Source organism: Sphingobacterium multivorum, assembly GCF_900457465.1.
GTDB lineage: Bacteria > Bacteroidota > Bacteroidia > Sphingobacteriales > Sphingobacteriaceae > Sphingobacterium > Sphingobacterium multivorum.
On sequence record NZ_UAUU01000004.1, the window covers coordinates 13,036 to 37,983 of the forward strand.

At 41.4% G+C, this 24,948-nt stretch carries 17 protein-coding genes and 1 pseudogene; 12 read left to right on the top strand and 6 right to left on the bottom strand.

Features of this window, described 5'->3' with window-relative positions:
• Positions 1-269 precede the first annotated feature (269 nt).
• From DTA23_RS06210 to DTA23_RS06240, 7 genes and pseudogenes are all read left to right on the top strand, one after another.
• Complete coding sequence (locus DTA23_RS06210; RefSeq protein ID WP_070569465.1) at positions 270-1,169, top strand: dihydrodipicolinate synthase family protein; 900 nt, start codon at positions 270-272, stop codon at positions 1,167-1,169.
• Between the two features lie 169 nt (positions 1,170-1,338).
• Entirely contained in the window at positions 1,339-2,796 is a 1,458-nt protein-coding gene (locus DTA23_RS06215; RefSeq protein ID WP_112374152.1) for an aldehyde dehydrogenase (NADP(+)), read from the top strand.
• A 38-nt stretch (positions 2,797-2,834) separates the two neighbouring features.
• Positions 2,835-3,832 (top strand): annotated as a pseudogene (locus DTA23_RS06220) (4-hydroxyproline epimerase).
• 23 nt (positions 3,833-3,855) lie between these two features.
• Positions 3,856-5,121, top strand: a complete 1,266-nt coding sequence (locus DTA23_RS06225; RefSeq protein WP_112374153.1) for an NAD(P)/FAD-dependent oxidoreductase — start codon at positions 3,856-3,858, stop codon at positions 5,119-5,121.
• Between the two features lie 28 nt (positions 5,122-5,149).
• Positions 5,150-6,922, top strand: coding sequence for a DUF885 family protein (locus DTA23_RS06230; RefSeq protein ID WP_204990748.1), 1,773 nt, complete (start codon positions 5,150-5,152; stop codon positions 6,920-6,922).
• A gap of 6 nt (positions 6,923-6,928) precedes the next feature.
• Positions 6,929-8,353 (top strand): APC family permease, encoded by a 1,425-nt coding sequence (locus tag DTA23_RS06235; RefSeq protein ID WP_046675729.1) that lies wholly within the window; start codon positions 6,929-6,931, stop codon positions 8,351-8,353.
• The gene (locus DTA23_RS06240) at positions 8,340-10,571 is read left to right on the top strand and encodes a S9 family peptidase (protein WP_112374154.1); all 2,232 of its coding nucleotides are present in this window, start codon (positions 8,340-8,342) and stop codon (positions 10,569-10,571) included. The genes DTA23_RS06235 and DTA23_RS06240 overlap by 14 nt, the downstream gene beginning before the upstream one ends.
• A 261-nt stretch (positions 10,572-10,832) precedes the next feature.
• Here the strand turns inward: DTA23_RS06240 and DTA23_RS06245 are convergent, their stop codons facing one another.
• The 3 genes from DTA23_RS06245 to DTA23_RS06255 form a co-directional block, all read right to left on the bottom strand.
• Positions 10,833-12,506, bottom strand: coding sequence for a M1 family metallopeptidase (locus DTA23_RS06245; RefSeq protein ID WP_070569480.1), 1,674 nt, complete (start codon positions 12,504-12,506; stop codon positions 10,833-10,835).
• A 22-nt stretch (positions 12,507-12,528) separates the two neighbouring features.
• Positions 12,529-14,703: a S9 family peptidase gene (locus DTA23_RS06250; protein ID WP_070569483.1), complete on the bottom strand. Its 2,175-nt coding sequence runs from the start codon at positions 14,701-14,703 to the stop codon at positions 12,529-12,531.
• 73 nt (positions 14,704-14,776) lie between these two features.
• Entirely contained in the window at positions 14,777-16,165 is a 1,389-nt protein-coding gene (locus tag DTA23_RS06255; RefSeq protein WP_070569486.1) for an aminopeptidase P family protein, read from the bottom strand.
• A gap of 453 nt (positions 16,166-16,618) precedes the next feature.
• Here DTA23_RS06255 and DTA23_RS06260 point away from each other — a divergent pair, with 453 nt between their 5' ends.
• A complete protein-coding gene (locus tag DTA23_RS06260; protein ID WP_070569964.1) occupies positions 16,619-17,503 on the top strand; it encodes an AraC family transcriptional regulator in 885 nt (294 codons plus the stop codon).
• Positions 17,504-18,155: 652 nt separating this feature from the next.
• On the opposite strand, the gene fabF is transcribed toward DTA23_RS06260, so the two are convergent.
• The 3 genes from fabF to DTA23_RS27460 form a co-directional block, all read right to left on the bottom strand.
• Positions 18,156-19,394 (bottom strand): beta-ketoacyl-ACP synthase II, encoded by a 1,239-nt coding sequence (gene fabF / locus DTA23_RS06265; RefSeq protein WP_070569489.1) that lies wholly within the window; start codon positions 19,392-19,394, stop codon positions 18,156-18,158.
• Between the two features lie 60 nt (positions 19,395-19,454).
• A complete protein-coding gene (locus DTA23_RS06270) occupies positions 19,455-20,048 on the bottom strand; it encodes a TetR/AcrR family transcriptional regulator (protein WP_070569491.1) in 594 nt (197 codons plus the stop codon).
• Positions 20,049-20,232: 184 nt separating this feature from the next.
• Positions 20,233-20,547 carry a helix-turn-helix transcriptional regulator gene (locus tag DTA23_RS27460; protein ID WP_218565305.1) on the bottom strand — a complete coding sequence of 105 codons (315 nt, stop codon included), beginning with the start codon at positions 20,545-20,547 and terminating at the stop codon, positions 20,233-20,235.
• A 398-nt stretch (positions 20,548-20,945) separates the two neighbouring features.
• On the opposite strand from DTA23_RS27460, the gene DTA23_RS06280 reads away from it, so the two are divergent.
• The 4 genes from DTA23_RS06280 (at position 20,946) to DTA23_RS06295 (ending at position 24,946) form a co-directional block, all read left to right on the top strand.
• Positions 20,946-21,572 (top strand): superoxide dismutase, encoded by a 627-nt coding sequence (locus DTA23_RS06280; protein WP_070569497.1) that lies wholly within the window; start codon positions 20,946-20,948, stop codon positions 21,570-21,572.
• Position 21,573: 1 nt separating this feature from the next.
• Positions 21,574-22,071: a DUF2480 family protein gene (locus tag DTA23_RS06285; protein WP_112374155.1), complete on the top strand. Its 498-nt coding sequence runs from the start codon at positions 21,574-21,576 to the stop codon at positions 22,069-22,071.
• A complete protein-coding gene (locus DTA23_RS06290) occupies positions 22,071-22,625 on the top strand; it encodes an NADPH-dependent FMN reductase (RefSeq protein WP_070569503.1) in 555 nt (184 codons plus the stop codon). Before DTA23_RS06285 ends, DTA23_RS06290 begins: the two co-directional genes overlap by 1 nt.
• Before the next feature lie 365 nt (positions 22,626-22,990).
• On the top strand, positions 22,991-24,946 hold the full coding sequence (locus DTA23_RS06295) for a sensor histidine kinase (RefSeq protein WP_172462337.1): 1,956 nt from the start codon (positions 22,991-22,993) through the stop codon (positions 24,944-24,946).
• Positions 24,947-24,948 lie beyond the last annotated feature (2 nt).

Sequence of the window (24,948 nt, forward strand, 5' to 3'; positions counted from 1 at the left end):
CATGCTATTTTGTGTAAATCTTGTTATAAATGTTGAATTTACATTTAAGTTCCTTAAATTAAGCCTCAACATAAAAAGCACTTCGTTGAAGTTTTGCCGAGATAAGTTATAAAGCTGTATTTAAAATTAGAAAAAACATTCTTTTGAATCCTCGTGAGTTGTATTTACGAGAAAAGGTCAATATTAGGTCAGTGTTGATTAATTCATAAGAAGACTGAACGTACTATTCCAGATAGATTTGTGATAAAGAAATATTAAAATAATACGCTATGGCACAATTTAAATGGGAAGGAATATATCCTGCAATGTTATCACCATTTGATGAAAATGGAAATTTGGATTTTGATATGTTTGGTAAAAACATTGAAGCACAATTGGATGGAGGTGTTCACGGTTTGATTATCGCTGGATCATTGGGGGAAGCAAGTGTTTTGACTACAGAAGAAAAGTATGATTTATTGACCTATGCGTTGAAACTTGTTGGTGGTCGTGTACCCGTATTGCTAAATATTGCAGAAAATACAACTGCTGCTGCGATCAAAGTGGCGCAGACCAGTGAGGAATTGGGAGCCGATGGTTTGATGTTATTGCCACCAATGCGCTATAGAGCCGATGATAGAGAAGCTGTCGCTTATTTTCGTGCTGTTGCACAAAGTACCAAACTGCCAATTTTAATCTATAATAACCCAGTTGACTATAGTACTTATGTATCGTTGGATATGTTTGAAGAACTATTGTTGGAACCAAATATCCAGGCAGTGAAAGAATCTACACGAGATTTAACCAATATCACGCGTTTGAAAAATCGTTTTGGTGATCGATTAAAGATTATGGCCGGTGTAGATACCTTGGGGCTCGAGTCTTTAATGTTAGGGGCTGATGGGTTAGTCGCTGGATTGGTGGACGCATTCCCAAGAGAAACAGTGGTTATGTATGATCTTGTGAAAGCTGGTGAATATAAAAAAGCGGTAGAAATATACCGTTGGTTTATGCCTTTGTTGGAATTGGATATTCATCCTAAATTGGTCCAATACATTAAATTGGCCGCTACAGCTGAAGGAATTTCAACACCTTATACACGCGCGCCGAGATTACCGTTGATCGGTGAGGAAGAACAACGTGTGAAAAAAATTATTGCAGATTCAATCGCAACGAGACCACAATTATAGGAATGCTTCTGAACTCTCTGGATGAGAGTTCAGGAAATTTTCTTTTTAGAACCAAGTAAAAATACGCGAAAAGGACCTTCTTATTATATTGAGTAACCGCAAGGAATGAAAATATAGGGAAGGTTTTTATTGATTTTTGAAGATACTATTTACCATAAAAACAAAAGGAATGGATAGAAACGAAAATGAGATTGATTACGTCGTAAAACAGGCGGAGGCTGGATTTCAGTTTCTTCAACAAACGGATGTCATCGAACGAGCGGAATTGATGTATGCCATTGCCGCTGAAATTGAGGAATTGGGCGAAATATTGATTGAAACGGCTCATCTGGAAACGGCACTACCTTTGGGAAGACTGCAGGGTGAAAAGGCGAGAACAGTCAATCAATGGCGTCGATATGCCGATGCCGTTCGTACTGGTTTATACAGTGAAGCTCGGATAGATCGGGATCCAAATGGCCAATTTGATTTAAGGAAATATAATAAAGGACTTGGTCCAGTGGTCGTCTTTGGCGCGAGTAATTTTCCTTTCGCCTTTTCAACTGCTGGCGGAGATACTGCAAGTGCCATTGGTGCCGGCTGTTCAGTCATCGTAAAGGCTCATCCTGCGCATCTTAAAACCTCCCAATTAATGGCTGACGCCATTGATCGTGCGGTTTCAAAACAGGGCGTTCCGACTGGTGTTTTTAATCATGTGCTGTCAGATTCATTTGCTGTTGGGCAACAGTTGGTTAGCCATAAACAGGTAAAGGCTGTGGCATTCACAGGTTCATTTCGTGGCGGAAAAGCCTTGTTTGATTTAGGGCAGTCGAGACCTGAACCTATTCCGGTATTTGCTGAAATGGGAAGCGTAAATCCGGTTTTTATTTTGCAAGACTACCTCGCTAATCATCTGGAAGCATTTGCAAAGCAGTATATTGGATCATTACTCCTCGGTGTAGGGCAGTTTTGTACTAATCCGGGTGTATTGGTAGGCTTGGCGGGCGAACCGTTCGATCGGCTCAAACTGGCCCTAAAGAGCGAACTAAAATCTGCTGCTACAGGGAAAATGTTACATGCGGGTATTCTGGATAGCTACAATCGCCTAAAAGGCGAAATGGTTCAATCGGAAGGGATCAGCGTATTGGGGGAAGGCGAAGGTAATACACCACATGATTTTGCCCGGGCTGTACTTGTCGAAACTGAAGCCAGTCAGGTATTAAACAATCCCAACTTGCTGGAAGAGGTTTTTGGACCTTTTGGGCTGATTGTATCCTGTAACGACCAAAATGAGATGAATCTTGTCATGCAACAGCTTGATGGGCAGATTACCCTGACTTTCGCTGCCACGGCGCAGGACATACATGAATGCCCGGCTCTTTTTGCAATGGCTCAGGACAAATGCGGAAGACTGCTGTTCCAAGGTATGCCAACAGGCGTAGAGGTTCAGTATGCCATGCAGCATGGCGGACCTTATCCAGCAACCACAGATGCTCGTTTTACTTCAGTAGGGCCAGATGCGGTAAAACGGTTCGTCCGACCTTTTAGCTTCCAGAATTGGCCGAATGAGTTTTTACCTAAAGAGCTACAAGACGGAAACCCATTACAAATTGATCGTCTGGTCAATCAACAATGGACGAAAGCATAATATAGATAAATGACCATATAAACAACAAGGACTCAGAAATGAAGAAGACTTTTTTTTGTATTGATTCGCATACCTGTGGTTGTCCCGTACGATTGGTTGCAGGGGGAACCCCATTGCTAGCGGGTAATTCCATGATGGAGCGCAGATTGCATTTTATACGTGAGTACGACTGGATTCGCAAAGGATTGATGTTTGAACCAAGGGGACATGACATGATGAGTGGAAGTATGCTTTATCCACCATTTGATCCGCAAAACGATATCGGCGTTCTTTATATTGAGACCAGTGGTTGTCTGCCTATGTGCGGACACGGAACGATCGGTACCGTAACGATTGCCATCGAGGAGGGGCTCGTTCAACCTAAATTCCCGGAAAATTAAGGTTGGAAACTCCGGCAGGACTTGTACATATCGATTATGTTCAAGAGGGTCCTAAGGTGAAAAGCGTAAAGCTTACTAACGTCAAGTCTTTTTTATATGCTGAAGGGCTAACGGTAGACTGTCCAGATTTAGGAATTATCAGCGTAGATGTTGCCTACGGTGGCAATTTCTATGGTATTATTGATCCCCAGGCTAATTTTGACGATATCAGTTCTTATTCTGCGAGCCAATTGATCCATTATGGGAAAATAATTCGTCAACTGCTCAACGAAAAATATGCTTTTGTTCATCCCGAAGATGCGAATATTCATGGGTTGACACATATCCAATGGACAGGTAATCCAACGCTTCCCAACTCGTCCGGACGCAACGCCGTACTGGTTGGCGATAATGCCTTGGATCGTTCTCCTTGTGGTACAGGTACTTCGGCGCGTATGGCGCAGTGGTACGCGAAAGGGAAGCTTAAAAAAGGAACGGAATTTATACATGAAAGTTATATTGGTTCACAATTTACCGGCAAAATTGAAGCGGAAACAACCGTGGATGGTAAGCCTGCTATTGTGCCGTCCATCGAAGGCTGGGCACGGATAACAGGATATAATACCATTTTTTTGGATGATGAAGATCCTTATTTTGGCGGTTTTCAGGTGATTTAATACATTAATAAGAAAAGAGCAACGTGAAAGAAAATAATAGAGGTACAGTTGTTGTAATAGGTGCTGGAATTGCTGGTCTTGCTTCGGCCTATTACCTGGTGAGAGATGGTTGGGATGTGAAAATCCTGGAAAAAAATACTTTGGACAATAATTGTTCTTATGGCAATGCAGGCATGATCGTCCCCAGTCATTTTACGCCCTTGGCAGCCCCCGGGATAGTCGCGCAAGGAATAAAGTGGATGTTCAATAGTAAAAGCCCCTTTTATGTACGGCCTTCGCTCAATCCGCGGTTGATCAATTGGGGTCTGAAATTCCTAAAACATGCCAACCGCACGCATGTGGAGCAACATGCTTCCGCCATACGTGACCTGAATCTCTATAGCAGCCGCTTGTATGACGAACTGGCCCAAGAAGATAATTTTGATTTTGAACTGAAGCAGAATGGTATCCTGATGATGTATAAATCGAAAGAAATGCAACATGAGGAGATTGAGCTGGCGCATCGTGCACAGGACCTCGGACTCGATGTCGATATCCTCGAAGGAAATACCGTTCAAGAACTGGAACCTAATCTGAAGCTAGATGTATTGGGTGCTATACTTTATCGCTGCGATGGAAAACTATATCCACCCAAGTTAATGCAGCAATTGATTCAATACCTGAAAGCTGCAGATGTTGCTTTTTTCGAAGATACTGATGTCTATAAATTTATGACGGCCGGAAATAAGATTAAAGAAGCAGTCAGCAATAAAGGAAGTTTTCAGGCTGATGCTTTTGTGTTAACCGGTGGTGCTTATTTGCCCCAGTTGACGTCGAAGTTGCAGGTAAATACACCACTTATGCCCGGAAAGGGATATTCTTTTATGTATCAGCCCCAGGGTGAGCAGAGCTTGAATCATGCGGCATTATTACTGGAAGCTCGTGTTGCTGTAACCCCCATGAATGGCCAGATCAGATTCAGTGGTACGATGGAATTGGGACCTGCAAATGATAAAATTTATGAAAATCGTGTTCGTGGCATAGTAGAGTCTATTCCCAAATATTACCCGGAGCTACAAGTCGATTATCCAAAGGAAAAAATATGGTATGGTTATAGGCCCTGCTCGCCCGATGGATTGCCTTATTTGGGACGATTGGAAAAATTTGACAATGTCCTGGTTGCCGGTGGAGGTGGGATGATGGGCTTGAGTTTAGGTCCAGCATACGGGAAAATCATTGCAGATTTATTGGCCGGACAAAAAATACAGGCTGATATTGATGGGTTTAGGCCCGATCGTTTTGATCGATAAAATTATGATATAAACCAATACCTGAATTATGAATCGTTCTTTTTCTTTTAAAGCTCCCAAAACACTGTTTTATGGACTACTCTTTCTATTCCCGGTATCCACACATGCACAAAAGATGAAATTATACGAGCATACCACCCCCATAGAACCTTATATCGTGCAATATGGGCATGATGTTGAGGCGATCAACTATTTCTATGGTCCAATGCCCAAAGGCTGGGGCAATCAACGGGCTGCGGCTTCACCCGAACAGCTGGCACGTCTTCAACGTTTGGATAACGAATATTTGAACAAATTGGACAAATTTCCCTATGAAGAACTTGAAACATCTGGGCAGGTGGATTTTATCTTACTGAAGCGCAAACTAAAAAGTGATCTCCTTGCACTGAAAGAACATGAGTCGAATTACAACAGGTTATCCCTGTATTTACCTTTTGCACAACGAATATTTAAACTCGAAAAGGAACGTCGTCGAGGAAAACGTTTGGCGGGAGAAGATGTCGCGAAAGAGCTGACGCGGGTTGTCGATGAAATCGATCGATCGATAACCGCTTTGCAAGAAAAGACCAATATTCCTGATGCAGATGTGAACTTTTTGGTTGGCCTATTAAATTCTTTGGATTTAAGGATAACAAGCACCTTCGATTTCTATAATGGATACGACCCTGAATTTACCTGGTGGGTACCCGCCATATTTCAACAGGTGAAAAGTAAATTGTCGGATTATAAGGAGAAATTAGCCGCAAAAAGCGACCGGAAAGTTTTTGATGATGGTAGCCAGATTGCGGGTGTGCCGATTGGCGAAAAAGAAATAAACCGAAGACTCAAAGCTGAAATGATCAGTTATACAGCTGCCGATCTGCTAAAATTGGCTGATCAAGAGTTTAAATGGTGTGAAGCAGAGTTATTGAAAGCGAGTCGTGAAATGGGGTTTGGAGACGACTGGCGGGCAGCACAGGAGCAGGTTAAAAACTCCTACGTTCCCATTGGGAAACAGCCGGAACTCATCCTGAAATTGTATAACGATGCACAGCAGTTTATTCAAAAAAATAAACTCATGGATATTCCTGAACTGGCAGATGAAACTTGGGGAATGATCATGATGACCCCAGAACGTCAGCGTGTCAACCCTTTTTTTACGGGTGGTCGGGAAATTAGTATATCATATCCAACCAACACGATGGATCAACAGGCAAAATTGATGAGTATGCGTGGTAATAATCCTTATTTCTCCCGCGGTACTGTGCAGCATGAATTGATCCCCGGTCATCATTTGCAATATTTTATGAATAGGCGCTACAAGCCTTATCGCGAGGAAGCGTTTAATACACCCTTTTGGACAGAAGGATGGACACTTTATTGGGAATTATTATTGTATAGTAAAGGATTTGCCAAAACTCCCGAAGAGCGTATAGGAATGTTATTTTGGCGTATGCACCGCTGTGCGCGAATAACCTTTAGTATTAAATTTCATTTGGGTGAATGGACGCCGCAGCAATGCATAGATTACTTGGTAAACAGGGTGGGATTTGAGTCTGCTAATGCCCATGGTGAAGTAAAGAGGTCTTTTGAAGGTTCATATGATCCCTTATACCAGCTGGCTTATCTGGTCGGCGGATTACAACTGATGCGGATCAAAGAGGAGGTGGTTGATCAGGGTAAAATGTCATTTGCTGATTTTCATGATCGTGTGATTAAAGAAAATTACCTGCCCATGGAAATGCTAAGAGCGATTATCAAAGGCGAGCAATTAAAACCAGACCATGAGACAAATTGGAAATTCTATCATTTTAACAACTAGGTGTTTATGAGTGAGTCAAAACAAACTTTTCAAAAGTCGCTGGGATTGCTCGATGCAACGATGCTTGTTGTTGGAAGTATGATTGGTTCTGGAATTTTCATCGTTTCTGCAGATATCGCACGCAATACCGGTTCTGCGGGTTGGATGATGGTTGTCTGGCTAATCTGTGGATTTATGACTTTAACAGCAGCATTGAGTTATGGTGAACTCAGCGCGATGTTTCCCAAGGCCGGTGGCCAATATATTTATCTTCGGGAGGCTTATGGTCCCGTATTGAGTTTTGTATTTGGCTGGACATTTTTTGCTGTGATACAAACCGCGACAATCGCCGCCGTCGGCGTTGCGTTTGCTAAATTCACTGCCTACCTTTTCCCCTTTATGGACGAAGATGTCTATCTGCTTGAATGGTCAGATTACCGCGTCTCGGCAGCACAGGTGCTGGCCATTGCGGTCATTATGGTATTAACCTACATTAATTCAAGGGGTGTAAATAGCGGAAAGCGTGTGCAGACATCCATTACATTGATCAAAATTGGGAGCCTGTTGCTTTTGTTGCTCTTTGGCTTCCTGGCTTTGAAACATGAAGTTTGGGCTTTGAACTGGGACAATATTTCGCTTTGGTCCATGCGCCGCTTAAATGTGGATGGAACCTACACATCTTATGATGGGTTTTCAGCAATGGGTGCTTTTTCTGCGGCTATGGTCGGAGCCCTCTTCAGTAGCGATTCTTGGCACTCATCCTCAGCTGTAGCGGGCGAAATTAAGAATCCGCAACGCAATATCGGATTGAGTCTGGCATTAGGGACTTTGCTGGTCACCGTCATCTATCTGTTGACCAATTTAATGTATACGGGCATATTGCCTTTGGAAGCTATGGTCAACGCACCAAAGGATCGGGTAGCGATGAGTGTGGCACAAGAAGTATTCGGCCCTTTTGGGATCACGATTATAGCCATTATGATCATGATTAGTACCTTCGGTTGCAATAATGGAATTATCCTGGCCGGTGCGAGGGTGTATTATTCCATGGCTAAAGATGGTTTGTTTTTTAAAAGGGCAGGCAAGCTGAATGCACATGCGGTACCCGCCTGGGCCCTCTGGATACAGTGTCTTGCTGCGTCAATATGGTGTTTGAGCGGAAAATATGGTGACTTATTGGATATGATTACCTGTGTGGTCGTGATCTTTTATGTCCTTGCAATTGCAGGTATTATTCGCCTCCGTATCACGCGTCCGGATTTGAACAGACCCTATAAAGCATTTGGATATCCTTTTCTTCCCATTCTTTATATTCTGATGGGGCTAGCCTTTATCGGCTTGATGGTAATTTTTAAACCAAATTATACCTGGCCAGGCATTATCATTGCACTATTGGGTATCCCGATCTATTATTTAATCAATCCTAAGCGAAGAAAATATGAAGTTTCTTAGTACAGTGGTTTTGTTGTTGTCTGTACAGTTTCTGTTTGGTCAAGGAACTTTGGTAGATTATACCCGTGCACAAAACCTAAAAAAACAATTGACCAATAAAATCGAAAATCTACCGGGGCAGTTTTATTGGAATGATGGGGGGGACCTGTTTTGGTATGATCGAAATACGGCGCAGGGAAAAGAGTACATTTTGGTCAATCCCCAGGCAAAAACAAAAGAACCGCTGTTTGATCTAACGAAGGTATTTTCCTTGGTGGATGAAAAGCTGGAACGAAAAGTCGAAAATCGCGTTATTTCCAATGATCAGATAAAATTGATGGATCAAGATCAAGTTTCGCTCGATATCGCGGGCTACTTTTGGATCTGGAACCGCCGTTCCTCGCAATTGAGCCAGGGCGCTGCAAGTGGAAGTAAAGAGCGCAATCCGCGATATTGGGGGCAGCGTGAACAAGGAAATACCTATCGGGAAGTTGAATCTCCAGATAAAATACATGTTGCTTTTATCCGCAACAATAATGTTTTCTTAGCAAAGAAGGGAAACTTAAATCAGGCGCGACAAATTACGTTTGATGGTAATACGTCAAACTACTATAGCAATGATATTCAATGGGCACCGGATAGCCGGAAATTGGCTACAGTAAAAACACAAAAAATAGAGATCAGACAACTGACGCTTATTGAATCTTCCCCTAAAGATCAATTACAGCCAAAGATTCAGACACGAGATTATGTCAAACCTGGTGACGAATTAGCGCAAAAACTACCCGTTTTATATGATCTCGAAAAAGATAAACTGTGGGTATTTGATGCGGAGCTTATACCGAATCAATTTTATCTTTCGGAATTATCCTGGCGCGATGACAGTAGAGCATTTACCTTCGAGTATAACAAACGCGGGCATCAGGTCTATGGTGTCATGCAAATGGATGCCAATAGCGGTATGTCCAGTTATTTGATCCGAGAACAAAATAAGACCTTTATCGATTATAGCGGTAAGAAATATCGGGAGGATCTAGCCGATGGAAAGGAAATTGTGTGGGCTTCTGAGCGTGACGGATGGAACCACCTGTATCTTTATGATGGATCTACTGGAAAAGTGAAAAATCAAATCACAAAGGGAAATTGGGTGGTTCGGAAAGTCGTACATGTCGACGCTGACAAACGAACGGTCATTTTTGAAGGCAGTGGTATGAATGCAGAGGAAGATCCCTATTTGATCCATTATTATTCAATCGGTTTAGATGGAAAGGGCTTAAAACTGCTGACGGAAGAAAATGCAAATCATCAAGCTTTTTTCAATAAAGACTATTCCTTGTTTGTGGATACCTATTCCCGAGTTGATCAGCCGCCAATTTCAGTATTGCGCGACAACCATGGTCGTCTTATCATGGAACTGGAGAAAACAAACAGCAGCTTGCTCGAAGCGGTAGGCTGGCGTGCTCCAGAAGCCTTTAAAGCCAAGGGACGGGATGGTGCAACGGATATCTGGGGTATTATTATTCGACCGACCAATTTTGATCCTGCAAAAAGTTATCCTGTCATCGAATATATTTATGCGGGACCGCATAGCTCTTTCGTGCCCAAATCATTCTACAGCAACCCGAGTGGGATGTATGAATTGGCGGAATTGGGCTTTATCGTGGTGCAGATCGATGGAATGGGGACGTCAAATCGTTCAAAGGCTTTTCATGATATCTGTTGGAAAAATCTGAAAGATGCGGGCTTTCCCGATCGGATCGCCTGGATGCGGGCCGCTTCGAAACAATACAAATACATGGATATCGGTAGAGTAGGGATCTATGGAACGTCGGCTGGCGGTCAAAGCTCGACGGGCGCGCTGTTATTCCATCCGGAGTTTTACAAAGTTGGTGTTTCCTCCTGTGGTTGCCACGATAACCGAATGGATAAAATATGGTGGAACGAGCAATGGATGGGCTGGCCTGTAGGGCCTGAATATGCGGCCAGCTCCAATATTGAAAATGCCGCTAAGCTGGAAGGAAATCTTTTGTTGATTGTTGGAGAACTGGATGAAAATGTGGATCCTTCATCCACTTTCCAATTGGTTGATGCCTTGATCAAAGCGCGTAAGAACCATGATTTTATTATGGTTCCTGGGATGGGACATTCTTCTGGGGGAGATTATGGTGAACGAAAAAGGAGGGACTATTTTGTTAAACATCTACTTGGCGTAGACCCGCCTGTATGGAGTCAGTATTGATCGTTAGTAGGCTAATGATCCTATAATGAATGATCCAGTAATGTAGGTTTATTGCCTATTTTTTCTGAAAGTACCTGATCTTATTGGACAGAAGGAACCTTCAGTTTGCTTTCATTGCTTTTGGTGTTTGCGAAGTCATGAAGGGTCCAATTGGGAATACTTATGAAGCGATAAGAGTGGTTCAATAAATACAATGCCCCAGAAAGTGACTTACTTTCCGGGGCGTTGCATTTATTTTATGTCTGTAACCTTGAATCCGTTTTATTCGACCAATACGCCAACATAATAGTTGAACGTATCGATATCAATATTATCTTTCGTTAAACCGGCTATTTTAATCGGTCTGAAACGTTGATCCAACTGGATAAGTTCTCTTTTTTGACCTTTTACGCCAATATGTATAGGCATATGGAAGCCTTTGACTTCACTGATCCATCGGCCCAAGACTCTCCCCGAAGGATCTTGTTTGATTTCCAGTGTAGGAATGGCGGTATGCTGTACATACTGTTCAAATACTTTTAACAGGTCTAAACCGGATTGCTGATTTACGTAGTTGACGATATCATTATAATCGACTTGCTGATGATAAAACCTGCTGTTTAGTCCCCGGAGAATATTTCGCCATTTTTCATCGTTGTCAATCATTGTACGGATCATGTTGAGCATGACACCGCCTTTAGGGTACATATCGCCAGATCCTTCTTTATTGACGTGGTAGGGGCCCTGAATGGGGCTGTCATTTTGGATTCCACTTCGGATACCATGAGCGTACGCTTGGCTAGCTTCTTTGCCATAGAAATAGTCGATAAATAAACCTTCAGAATAGTTCGTGAAGCTTTCATGGATCCACATATCGGCCAGATCAGCGGAGGTTATATTGTTGCCAAACCATTCGTGGCCAGATTCGTGGACCACAATAAAATCCCATTTATGTCCCCAGCCAGTTCCCGACGCATCCCCGCCACGATAGCCATTTTGATAATGGTTTCCATAGGCGATGGCACTTTGGTGTTCCATGCCTGTATGGTAGGTTTCAACAAGCTTATAGCCATCTTCATAGAACGGATATGGACCAAACCAATGTTCAAAAGCCTCTAAGGTCTGGTTGGCATTTTTTTGAAGATGGGCTTTCTTTTCTGCCGTATCATTTTCGCGCAAGATATAGTAATCTATATCCAATGGTCCTTTTTCACCTTTATATTTTTCCTTAAAATGAACATAATCGCCGATATTGATGGCGACATTGTAGTTGTTGATCGGATTGGCGACTTTCCAATGGTATTTGGTATAACCATCCTTCATTTTTTCTACTTTGACCAGGCGACCATTGGACACATTCATCACCTCTTTTGGGACGGCAATGGAAATCATCATACTATCCACTTCATCGGATTGATGGTCTTTGTTTGGCCACCAGACACTCGCGCCCATACCCTGGCATGCGGTTGCTACCCACGGTTTGCCCTTGCTGTCTTTTTTCCAGTCAAAGCCACCATCCCATGGAGCTTTAACCGCCTCTGTCGGATGACCTTCATAAAACACGGTAAATTCATCCTGTGTCCCTTTCTTGATCGCAGTAGGAAATTCGACAAAGACCGCATTGTGCTCTCTGGTAAAGGAAAGTTCTTTCCCTTTATAAATGACTTTATTTACTTTTAAATTTGCAAAAAGATCAAATTGCAGGCGGTTAAAATCAGTCGTGGCCTTGAAACGGAAAAGGTTTGAACCTGAAATATATTTATTATCTATATCCACCTTAACATCCAGATGATAGTATTGGATGTCGTAGCAGGTGCGTAATGGCGTCAGGTATCCGCGCAGTGAATCCGCTCTTGTGAATTCATTTTTTTCTTTCATCAGCTGCGCTGCCGATTGCTGTATACCTGCGGTCAATAGACCGCAGGTACCCAATGCATATAACAGTATTTTTTTCATTTTTAAATAATAACGATTCAGTCTATCTTCCTCCCGGAGGACAATGTAATTTTAGATAGTTTGTAAATAATGTCCTTAAATGCTCATGTGTGCCCTGTCCCTCGCTAATTGAATGGCTGCGGTTTGGATAAGACATCAGCTGGAACTGCACGTTATTTTTGATCAGTTCATTGATCAGGACTTCGGCATTTTGATAGTGCACATTGTCGTCTCCAGTTCCATGGATGTAGAGTAGGTTGCCTTTGATATTTTTTGCATATTTCAGTGGCGAGCCGTTTTCAAAGTCCGCCAGATTTTCTTGCGGAAGGCCCATATAGCGTTCTTGGTATACATTGTCGTATAGTAACTGATTGGCTACCGCTGCAATGGCAATACCGGTTTTATAGATCTGCGGATATTGCCCCAATAGGTTAAGCGTACTCGATCCGCCACCGCTCCAGCCCCAAACGGCCACGCGTGAATTGTCGACAAACGGCCATTTCAGTATTTCTTGCGTTGCTAAAGCCTGGTCGCGAATATTGAGCTGTCCGATATTGCGGTAGATGCTTTTTCGCCAAGAGCTGCCTTTAGGAGCAGGCGTACCGCGATTATCCAACGAAATATAAATATAACCGTCCTGTGCCATATTTCCTTTATATAGACTGTTATAACCTGCACCAAAATTGTCTATCACAGTTTGTGATGCGGGTTCGCCATAAACCATAAAGACAACAGGATACTTTTTATTGGGATCGAAATCCAGTGGCTTTACCATCCAGCCATCTAATTCAATACCTTCGGTGGTTTTAACTTTAAAAAACTCCGCAATGCCGTCGCTGACTTTCTTTTCACGTTTCAGTTCAAAGTCGACGCGTATTTTGTGGGTCGGTAATTCAATAACGGCATTGTGCTGTAATGTTGTCCGGTTGCTAAAGTTGAAGATGGCGATTTTACCGTCTTTTGAAATATCATAATCGCAGGTTCCTTCGTATGAGCCTGGTGTAAGTCGTTTTGGAACGCCACCTTTTGTAGATACGCTGTAGAGGTATTTTTGCGTCGCATTGCTTGGCGAGGCCGTAAAATAAATGGTTTCATTTTTCGGATCAAAAAAATCAAGATTGATCATATCATAATCGGCTTTCATAACCAGCTTCTCATTTCCTGCTAGATCGATCTGGTAAATTTTGCGCCAGCCGTCCTTTTCAGATACCCAGATGAAGGCCTTGCCGCCTTGAACCCAGTCCCATCCGGAAGGATCGTTGTTGTTCCACCGTGCTTTGATATCAATCCACGAATCGCTTTGCTCCTGATGTATGTTCTGCGCTTTATTATCGGAGAGTGCAACAGTGTAGATCTTGCTCTCATTCTGTTTTCTATTGAGTTGCTCCAGAATAAGTTGTTTGCTATCAAGGCACCACTCCATACGTGGGATGTAATGCTGGTTGGGATCTCCCGGGATATTGATCTGTGTGTTCTTGCTATTTGCAAGTTCATAAGTCCATATGGAGCAGGCACTCGGTGATTGTCCAACTTTAGGATACTCTACGGGAATGGTGTAGGAGTAGAGGCTATCGGTATTGTTGATCATTAGAAAATTGCGGATGTTGCGGGCGTCAAGTTTCCAATAAGCAAGGGAAGTGCCGTCCGGCGACCAACGGAAACCGTCTTTACAACCAAATTCTTCTTCGTATACCCAGTCGAAAGTACCATTGATTAAACGGTCTGTACCATCGTTAGTAACCGAAACAATGCTGCCATTGGCGAGATCCTCTAGGTAGATATTATGGTCAGCTTTGTTCACGTATGCTACTTTATCCGCTTGCGGGTTAAACTTCGCAAACATCAGTTGCGAGGCTGGGAATTTCTTGCCTAGTTGCTGCAATTGATTGGTCTTCTTGTTGTAAACCCAATAATCACCGCGCGTATTCTCTCGCCATACTCTTTTGCTATTGGTATAGATCAAAATAAGCTCCTTATTTTTGGAGATGGAAAAATTTTCGACCTTTAAGGCCGCCGTCGCGCCTTTTGGAATAAGTAATTGTTGCGAAAGGAAGACTGTCCGCATGCCATTTAGCGGATTTACCGTTTCTATTCCCTTGTCGGAAAATTCATAATACTGGTCACCCTGATCTGTCCACAATCGCTGTGCAACAAGTAAATTTGGCGCATAAAAAACCAGTATAAGGATAATAAAGATTAACTGTTTAATTCTGTTCATTTGTTTATCTGTTTTTTTTAAGAATCCCCAAAAAAGATTTCAGTTCACTTTCAAGGTTTTATCACGAGTTTATTTAGTCAATTGGATTGTCTTTAAGCTGATAGATTTCCTGGATTTCACGTTCAAGGTATTGTCCGAGACGTCGGTATCCATTCTGCTCGATCAAGTAATTGTCTTCAATACGAACCCCACCAAAATCAAGCTGTTTATTTAAGAAATCATAGTTGATAAATTCTTTGTGTAAATTTTGTTGCTCCCAAAGCTGCGTTAGTTCTGGAATAATATAGATGCCAGGTTCAACGGTTAGCACATTACCAGCTTCCAGTTTCTTACCGAGCCGCAGCGATTTAATGCCAAAAGTTTGGGTATCCTTTGGTTCTGCTTCGGTATATCCAACATATTGCTCGCCGAGATCTTCCATATCATGTACATCGAGGCCGAGCATATGGCCGAGTCCACATTGGAAGAAAAGTGCATGGGCATGGTTCGCGACAGCATCTTGCGTATTCCCTTTCATAAATCCTGTTTGTATAAGTCCGTCTACAAGCGCTTCACAAGCTTTTAAATGAATTTCTTTAAAGTGGATTCCGGCAGTCAGGAGCTGCTCTGCCGTTTTAAACGCATGTAAAACAATCTGGTATATTTCCTCTTGTAACGCAGTGAAACGTTTTCCTACAGGAAAGGTTCTGGTCAAGTCTGACGCATAGCCCATAGCGGTTTCGACGCCCGAATCATTGAGAAGCAGATCACCTGCATAAAGTTGGTGAAATTGCATATGATTGTGTAGGATTTCACCACGTTTTGTAACTATCGGTGGATAGGAGAAGGAGGTACCCTGATCTTGCGCAAAATGCTGCATGGCATTACTGATCTGATATTCGTAACAATCAGGTTTTGTCATACGCATAGCGATACGATGCATCTCAACGGCAATATCTACCGCTTTCTCCAGTTCGAGGATTTCTTCTGCCGATTTAATGCTTCTTTGTGCGACGACTGCTTTAATCAAAGCCACAGAGGGGGTGAGCTGATTTGCAGTACGGCCGGTTAGCTGCTCAAGTAATAATTTATTATGCGACTGATAAGGAGGAAGATAGTGAATATCCTCCTGTTTTCCTTTGCTAAGGTAGTCGAAAAGTTGATTGAAAGGCAGGATTTTGTCGATACCCGACAGGTCTGCCTTTTCAGCTAAAGTTTGCTGTTGACCCATCCACACAATATCATCGATTGTCATTTCGTCGCCAAATAATATGGTCTCGTTTTTTTCAGCATCCAATACGGCCGCCAAACATGGACTTTTGATACCTATATAATATAAAAAGCTGCTGTCCTGACGAAATGGATAGGTATTGTGCTCAAAATTGATCGGATTTTCAATGTTACCTAGCAAAAGAATTTTGCCAGTTGTGAACTTTGATAACAGATTATTTCGGCGATTAAGATATACTTCTTTTTTGAACATAAGTTTTGGGAATTATTTGAAGTTGGATTGTCTAATTAGGTGCCTATTGTGTAGTACGAATATCGTAAAATTTATGCGCTTCAAAATGATTTATTTAAAAGGTCTTTCTTTAATGTGTAGTGTTTGTTCTTGTTACAAATGATATGTTCTCCGTTTTTTATACTAAAAAGTGCTAAAAACGAAATTTAATAAAGTTCAATCTTTCTATTGAATAATAATTATCACAATTTATCAAAGTCTAATTGTATTTTAACCCATTTTTCCAATATAAATGGGTTTTTATTGTCAATTCGTTGTTTTGTGTGTGGTATTATTAGAGGATTATTAAATATTGTCGAATACTAAACATATTTTAGTATAGTATTTTTATGTTTTATTTCCAAGTCGTGTTGTTGCTTTGGAGTTGTTATATTTATGTTACTAAACAGTAAACATAAAACTAAACAAACCTATATGAAAACGCTCCAATTTAATGTGCCGACCATGCGAGGACAGAGTCTAACAATTCAAGAAGATATATTGGAAACTTTTTATCCTCATTTCCATCGACATCAAGAAGCTCAATTAATGTGGATAAAAAAAGGTAAGGGAGTTTTGATTGTGGAAGACACCTTACATCCTTTTAAGGAAAATGATATTTTCTTTTTGGGAGCGAATCAACCACATGTATTTAAGTCTGCCTCCCAGGACGGATTCTCGAATGAATCTCGCTCCGTTTCCATTTTTTTCGATCCAAATGGAAGGCTTAAATCGCTTTTTTCCCTGGAGGAATTTGAATCGTTGAATCAGTTTATTTATAACAACTCAAGAGGGTTTAAGGTTCCCGATTCATATTTTCCCCAAATAGCAGAACGGGTCTGTTTATTAAAATCTGCAGACCAAATGGATAAACTGATGCATTTCTTCTATCTATTGTGGTCTTTAGCAAATATATCCCGTGAAGCAGAAGCGCTTTGTAATGAAAGGGTAGAAGTGGTTTTTGATAATATACAAGGACCGAATCGCATAAATTTTATCTGTAATTATATTAAAGAACATTATAGGGACGAAATTACCTTAGAGGATGTTGCTGATCATGCTAATCTTACTCCACAGGCATTTTGCCGTTATTTTAAAAAGCATTGCGGTGTTACCTTTGTCACCTACCTCAATAGAATAAGAGTCAAGGAAGTATGTAACCAGTTAAATGAAGATCACTTAGACAGTGTTTCATTTATTGCCTATAACTGCGGATTTAATAGCATAACCAATTTTAATCGGGTTTTTAAACAAATCGTAGGCTGCAATCCGAAAGAATATGTGCAGCAATATAAACAAACGCTTTACTCTGTGATTTAGAATACAGTACCGAAATCAAGATTTAGGCTTGCCGCTAAAGTACAACAAGGCAACTATCGATTTAAAACTCGTAAAATGAAAGAACAGGTTTGCAGTGAGGCAACTTCCGTTGCCTCGCTGTTTTTTATAGCCTTTAAATAGCATCCTTTAATTGCTATTTTACCACATTTTAAATTCCAATGTACGTGTAAGACAGTTAGAATGTTCTCTCTTATCTTTTTTCGTCTTAATTTTTTTCGAATCAACTGTGGATCAAGTAGGAATTATATTATAGTTTTAGATAGTGCTTGTTCAGTGCTCGTTCAGTGTTTGTTCAGTGCTCGTTCAGTGATGACTCAGTGGAAACTGAATAACGAGTGACGAATCACTGTCTAAAAATTGATTGAAAATTGTGATTAGCTATAAGTTGATATGCAGATGTGATGCTAATTCTATACCCATTCGACTCCTGGAAATAAACCTAAAGACCTTCAAACAGGAATAACGATTCAAAAAAGCAGATCTATACGTGCAATTGATGAAAAAAATAGGCAAAAAAAAAGGTTTTCAAACGGGGAGAATGAAAACCTTAAATAACCAATTATAAACCTAAATTATGATACTACAAAGATAGTGTGTTTTTTACACTTTGTCAAGAATTATTTCAAAAAAATTAAATCTTTTTGAAGACGATACTCGAATTGTGTCCTCCAAAGCCAAATGCATTGCTCATTGCGGTCTGAACTGTTTTTTCATGCGGTTGATTGATGACAATCTGAACTCCTTCGGGAATATCGGGATCGATATTTTCGATATTAATAGTTGCAGGAATTACATTATTGTTGATGGATTTTATGGCAATGATTGCTTCGATAGCGCCAGCCGCCCCAAGTAAATGTCCTGTCATCGATTTGGTGGAACTGACCCATAGATTATTTGGGCTTCCAAAAGCCCGTTGCACGGCCTTAAGTTCGGCGATATCACCCACTGGTGTGGAAGTCGCATGGAGATTCAAATAGTCGAGCTGGCTGATATCGATTTTTGCTTCTTCCAGCGCCAATGACATGGCTTTGGCTGCCGCTATCCCTTCGGGATGGGGCGAGGTCATATGGTAAGCATCTGCGGTCATTGAAGCCCCAACAAGCTCTGCGTAAATTTTTGCGCCTCTTTGCTTGGCATGTTCATATTCTTCCAAGATGAGTGCTCCGGCTCCTTCACCCATGACAAAACCGTCACGATCGCGGTCAAAGGGTCTACTCGCAGTCTGTGGACTATCATGCCGGCTCGACATGGCTTTCATTGCAGAAAAGCCGCCAACTGATGCCGGTGTGATGGGGGCTTCTGAACCGCCACTGATGAAGACTTTGGCTTTGCCGAGCCTAATGTAATTAAAGGCGTCCATAAAGGCCGTATTGGATGTGGCACAAGCTGATACGGTGGTGTAATTGATTCCTTTTAAGCCATACTTCATTGAAATCATGCCTGAAGCCATATTCACAATAAGTCTAGGAACAAAGAAAGGACTGAATCTCGGTTTATAATCTCCCGTTACGTAAGCCTCAACTTCGTTTTCGAAAGTTTCCATTCCACCCTGACCAACACCCCAGATCACACCGATATCAAATGGATCCATGGTATCGAGATCTAGTCCCGAATCTTCCATCGCCTGCGCTGCACTGTACAAAGCATATTGCGTAAAGAGATCACTTCGTTTAATCTCATTTCTATCTAAGTATTTTTCGGGTTGAAAATGCTTAATTTCACTTGCAATCTGTGTTCGAAACAACGAGGCATCAAAACGGCTAATAAGCGTTGTATGGTTCTCGCCCCGTAAAATGTTGTCCCAAAATATGTCTATATTTTCTCCCAGCGGGTTAATCGTTCCCATGCCAGTTATTACTACTCTTTTCATCTCTTTTTTTTGATATAAATGTATTAATATACCAATTGGTATTTGTTTTTGTAAAAAAAATTACGCCTTGATCTCCCGATCCACCATATCCTTCATTTTATCCAATACAATGGCAAGATCTTTTGCTCGGCCGGAAATCTTGGAAAGCAGGATTCCGCCTTCAACCATAGCCATAAACGTAATAGCATAATTTTCGGTAGAAATATGCTGTTTAAATTCGCCGCTGGCAACTCCTTCTTCAAGGATTAGAATTAACTGTTGTCTCCATAGGTCAAAAGAGCGTTTGACTTTAGGTGTTAGAAAAGACAGCGAGTCATCGGCCTCTACAGCCGCGTTCATCATAGGACAGCCTCCTGAAGCTGCGATATTTTTGAAATTTTCCTTGTAGAAATCTAGAAAAGACAAGAGTTTTTTTAACGCTGTTTTTTGCTGTATAATCTGCTGATTAACGGCTTCGGCGATTTTTTTGCTCTGATAGGTATACACATGAGTAGCCAGGTCATCTTTGTCCTTGAAATTACCATAGATACTTCCTTTTGTTAATCCTGTCGCTGTCGTGATGTCCGAGAGCGAAGTCGCAAAATAGCCTTTCTTATTAAAAATGGGCGCAGTTTTTTCAATGATATATTGCCGTGTCTGTTCTGCTTTTGACATGTTATTCCTGTTCTTTTAATGCAAATATAAAAAATACTTTTTGGTATATTAGTAATTTGTGCAGGAATGTCTTAGAAATTGGTTTTACTTCGCCTTTGAAATGCGATAGGTACAGCGAGGCGCGTTTTCGATGATGTATTCTGTTCTACAGATGCGAAAGGCCGGACCGATGAGTTGCTGGAAATTATTCAGTTCTGACCGGCAAATCCCTGACATTCGGTCGCTGCGGCACATATGGGCAGTGATTTTCAATGAGAAGATAATCGTCGGCTTCTTTCCTCCATTCAGCCATATAGCCTTCCTCTGTTCTTTTTGCGGCTATAATTTCAAGTTTTTTTTCGATGGATTCAATACCTGATAGCGCTTCAGTATATTTCTGATATACCTTAGACTCCCGGTCACTAATCAGTAGATCCAACGCATTCTCGCCAAGCACCTGTTTAATCGACTGCAACAATTGTACTGTAATGTCGGCATGACTATCTGGGAATCTTGCCATACCCTGTGGCGACAGACTGTAATAAGTCGAGGGCGGCCTATACCTTCGCTACGGGCATTGGATACGATCAGGTTTTGATTCGCGAGGTTCAATAAATGTTTACGGGCGCCTTCTTTTGTTATCGCCAACGCTGTTGCAATCACAGCTGCTGTGGCTTCTCGGCGCATTTTTAATAACATCAATATTCGATCAGCTGGACTTTTCTGCATTTGACAATAAAAAAGTTGTTTTATGTACTACCAACAAAGATAGCATTTTTATTTTTTGTTCTAAAAAGTGTTTCAGATACAGGTTTAGTCTTTTCGAATTTAGTTTTATGACTTTAATAAAACAACTGTTTAGTTGTTTTATTAAAATTGATTCTCTAGTTTTGACTTATCATAAAAAACAATAAAACTATGCACAAATTTCAATTACCCCAGTTATCATATGCCTATGCGGCGCTTGAACCTTATTTTGATCGCGAGACCATGACGATTCATCATCAAAAGCATCATCAAGCTTATGTCGACAACCTAAATAAGGCATTGGAAGGATCGGAAAGCGAAGCTGACACGCTATTGGATATACTCACAAACATAAGTACATATAGCCCAGCAGTCCGCAATAATGGCGGCGGTCACTTTAACCATACGTTATTTTGGGAAATCTTATCGCCCAATCCAAAAACGGTACCTACAGGGAAGTTAGCAGATGAGATAAATGCAGCCTTTGGTTCTTTAGAAGAGCTCAAAGCCAATATCAAAAATGCGGGGCTTGGGCAGTTCGGTTCGGGTTGGTCCTGGCTTTATGTTAAGCATTCCGGTGCCTTAGCTGTCGTCGCAACCGCCAATCAGGATAATCCCCTGATGGATACACAATCGATCGGCAGGGGTTTTCCTATTTTGGGTGTCGATGTTTGGGAGCATGCCTATTATTTGAAATATCAGAATAAAAGGGCCGATTATTTAGATGCATTTTGGTCGCTTTTGGATTGGTCTGTTGTTGAACAAAAATACGATGCCGTGATTGCAGGCTTGGTTTGATATGTTTATAAATAAAGTTGAAAACACTGGTATATTGGCTTTAGATCTGATTGATTTTAAGTCCAATCTCGCCATCCAAAGTTTTGACATCAAAACATTGTTGTATCGGGAAGCAATCGTGAAAGAAAAGGAATTCCGAGAAGCGTTGACCGCGGTGGACTGGTCTGCTTTCCGAAATCAGGCGGTTGCTATCAACTGTTCTGTCGACGCAATTATCCCGCCTTGGGTCTATATGACCCTGGCGGAAAAACTTCATCCTGTTGCAGCGTATTACGATTTTAAGACGGTAGAGGCTTTGGAAATAGATTTGTGGATACAGGCTTTGCAAGCAATGGATCTATCGCATTTTCAGCAGCAAAAGGTTGTCATACGGGCCCGTCCGAATATCCCGGCGTCACTTTATATGTTGGCGACGGAACGTTTGATTCCTATTGTGCAGACCTTGATGTATGGTGAGGTTGGTATGCCAAAAGTTATTTTTAAAAAAGGGAAAGTATAATGAAAGCATTAATATTCAATGGCGCCTTGGAAAGAAGGCAAGAATCTACTTCGGGAAAATTGTCACACTATTTTTCCGACCAACTAAACCAACGAGGTGTTGAAAATACGATTTTTAACCTGGCTGATAGCGGAATACCCTTATTTGATTTGAGCCTCAATCGGGTACCCAATGCCGTCAAGATTATGAATAACCAGTTTCTGGAAGCGGATGTACATTTTTGGTTGTCTCCACTTTATCATGGTAGTGTTCCCGGTGTCATGAAAAATTGTTTGGATTGGCTTGAGGTCAGTGCTAAAAATAAACCGGCTTACCTGACGGATAAACATATCGGACTGGTTTGTTGGGCCGATGGTGTACACGCACTACAGGGCATTAATGCAATGGATGCTATCGCGAAGTCGCTCCGCGCCTGGACATTGCCTTTTAGTGTGCCTATGATGAAATCTATGCTTTTTGAGCCGGATAATCCACATGTGGTATCTTCGGCTTACCAATGTAAGCTTGACTTGCTGATCGATATTGCTACCAAAAAGAGCAGCGAATATCATTGATAAAAAGCCTCTCGATCGCTCGAGAGGCTTTTTTATCAACGGAAGATGTTTTAGCCTATATTTAAATAGACTGGCCAAATCCTGTATGGAAAATTAATTTCAAAAAAGTAGAAGAATATCTTTAGCAATTCATCGCGGAGATATATCTTTGTTTTTTGGATCCGCTAATTGCCTTTGCGGTTTTCCGACCTACGTTTTCTACTGTCGACTTTGACGAAGCCGGATCGACCGCAAATTTAGACGTAGGGAGAAGTCTTGAACCACCATCAGACTTTCTTGTTGCATATTATGAAACCATTGGCTGAAAAGGCCCCATTTAGTTTAATTGTTTAAATGATTAAGAAATTGGATTAATAATGTTTCAGTTGAAAGAGTTAACGAAGATAATTGCCTTTTTTATAGTATACTTTACTGTGCATCTTGTAACTGCACAGAGTTTTCTGCCATTGGATGAGAATAAATATCGATCTGATGCGGAAAGGTTATTGCTGTCGAGTTCGGATGACAGTGTGAAGGCGATGCAGTATTTTTATTTGGCAGATTACTATCGATTTAGGGATACGACCAAATTTTGGGATCATATGCGGGCGGGGGAGCGTTTCGCCAAACCATTCCGGAGTTTACAGGCGATGGGGGCACTCTACAAAAGCTTTTATTATGGACAATTTCTGGATAGTAAAAATGCCGGAATTGAAGCCCAACGATGTGTAGACCTCCTTGGAAATGCGCAAAAACCTTTTCAGCAGGGCCTTTTGGCCAAAGCTTGGTATAATCTGGGCTTGATTCGATTTCCTAAAAAAGGATTTGCTGATTTTCTGGATATCCTAAACGGGAAGTGCCTGCCTTATGCCAAAGCACATGACCCCATCATGGAAGGTAGTATAAATACGATGATCGGCATGACCTTTATGTCGTCCAATCAGCTTGCAAAAGCTGATGAATATCATCAATTGGCCATCAAGCAACTCGAGCAGCAACCGCCGAGTACAGCACTTGTGGTGGCTTATCTCAATACAGTCAGCAATTATTGCTATCAGGTGAAATCTAAAGAAGCAAGAGTGCTACTGGATAAAGTCAAACAGCTCTTGAAAGATTATCCAAATTCTTCGCAATTACCCAATTACTATTACAATGAGGCGCTTTATTTTACCACAAAGCAACAGACTGATGAAGCCCTTCGTCTGCTGGATATCGGGTTGGATTGGTCGGTGAAAATGAACAATTGGAAATTATTCCAGATGATGCGGTTCAGAAAGTTTAATGTGTATCTCCTGCAGAAAAAGTATGCTGATGCTAAACTACAGTTGGAGGAAATCGTAAAAAATGGATTATTAACGCGAGATCTTTACAACAGTAAAATTGTGTACAGTCAACTGGCGGCTGTAAATGAGCTGATGGGTAATTATCAGGATGCGCTGAAAATGTCCAATAAGGCAAATCAGCTATCCGACAGTATTCAGAAGGTCCAATTGTTGGAGAAAATGAATGAGATGGAAGCAAAATATAAAACCGTAGAAAAAGAAAAAGAGATTCTGAATCTGCGCGCAGAAAAGGAACGCAACCAATTTCGGATTTTCCTCGTTTTGGGTATTGCCGTTTTGCTTTTCTTTATTGTGCTATTTGTTACTTTTTCCTATCGAAAACAAAGGAAGCTTAATACACAGATACAGCTCAATCACGAAATCGCATTGGACAAAATGGAAAAGGAAAAGCAGTTGCAAATTTCGGAATCGATGCTAAAAGGAGAGGAGCAGGAGCGTCAGCGTATTGCCCAAGATCTGCACGATAGCATAGGTGGCATGTTGACAGGTTTAAAATTTAAGATTGCCGGCGATGTGGCAAAGAGTACGCTCTTGACAGATGAAGTGCCGCAGAAGTTGAACGATATTTTAGGTGAAGTAAGACGGATATCCCATAACCTGATGCCCGAATCGCTGCGTCAGTTTGGATTGATAGCAGCATTGGAGCAATTGTGTATGGCGATGAAAAATAGTAACGTTTCGATCCAGTTTGAGAACTACGAGCCTGAATTGAATGTGGACTTTCAAAAGGGGTTGGCCCTGTATCGAATTGTTCAAGAAGCTATTTCAAATGCACTAAAGTATGCAAATGCAGATTCAATTATCGTTCAGGTAAGTAAATCTGAGGAAGTACTCCATATCCTCGTTGAGGATAATGGCAAAGGCTTTGATTCTGCTGTGTTAAATTATGGATTGGGTTTAAATAATATGGTCAACAGGGTGAAATGGATCAATGGATCAATTGATATTCAGAGTAAGCTTGGATCTGGAACGCAGATCGAAATTGGTGTAACGGTTTAAAT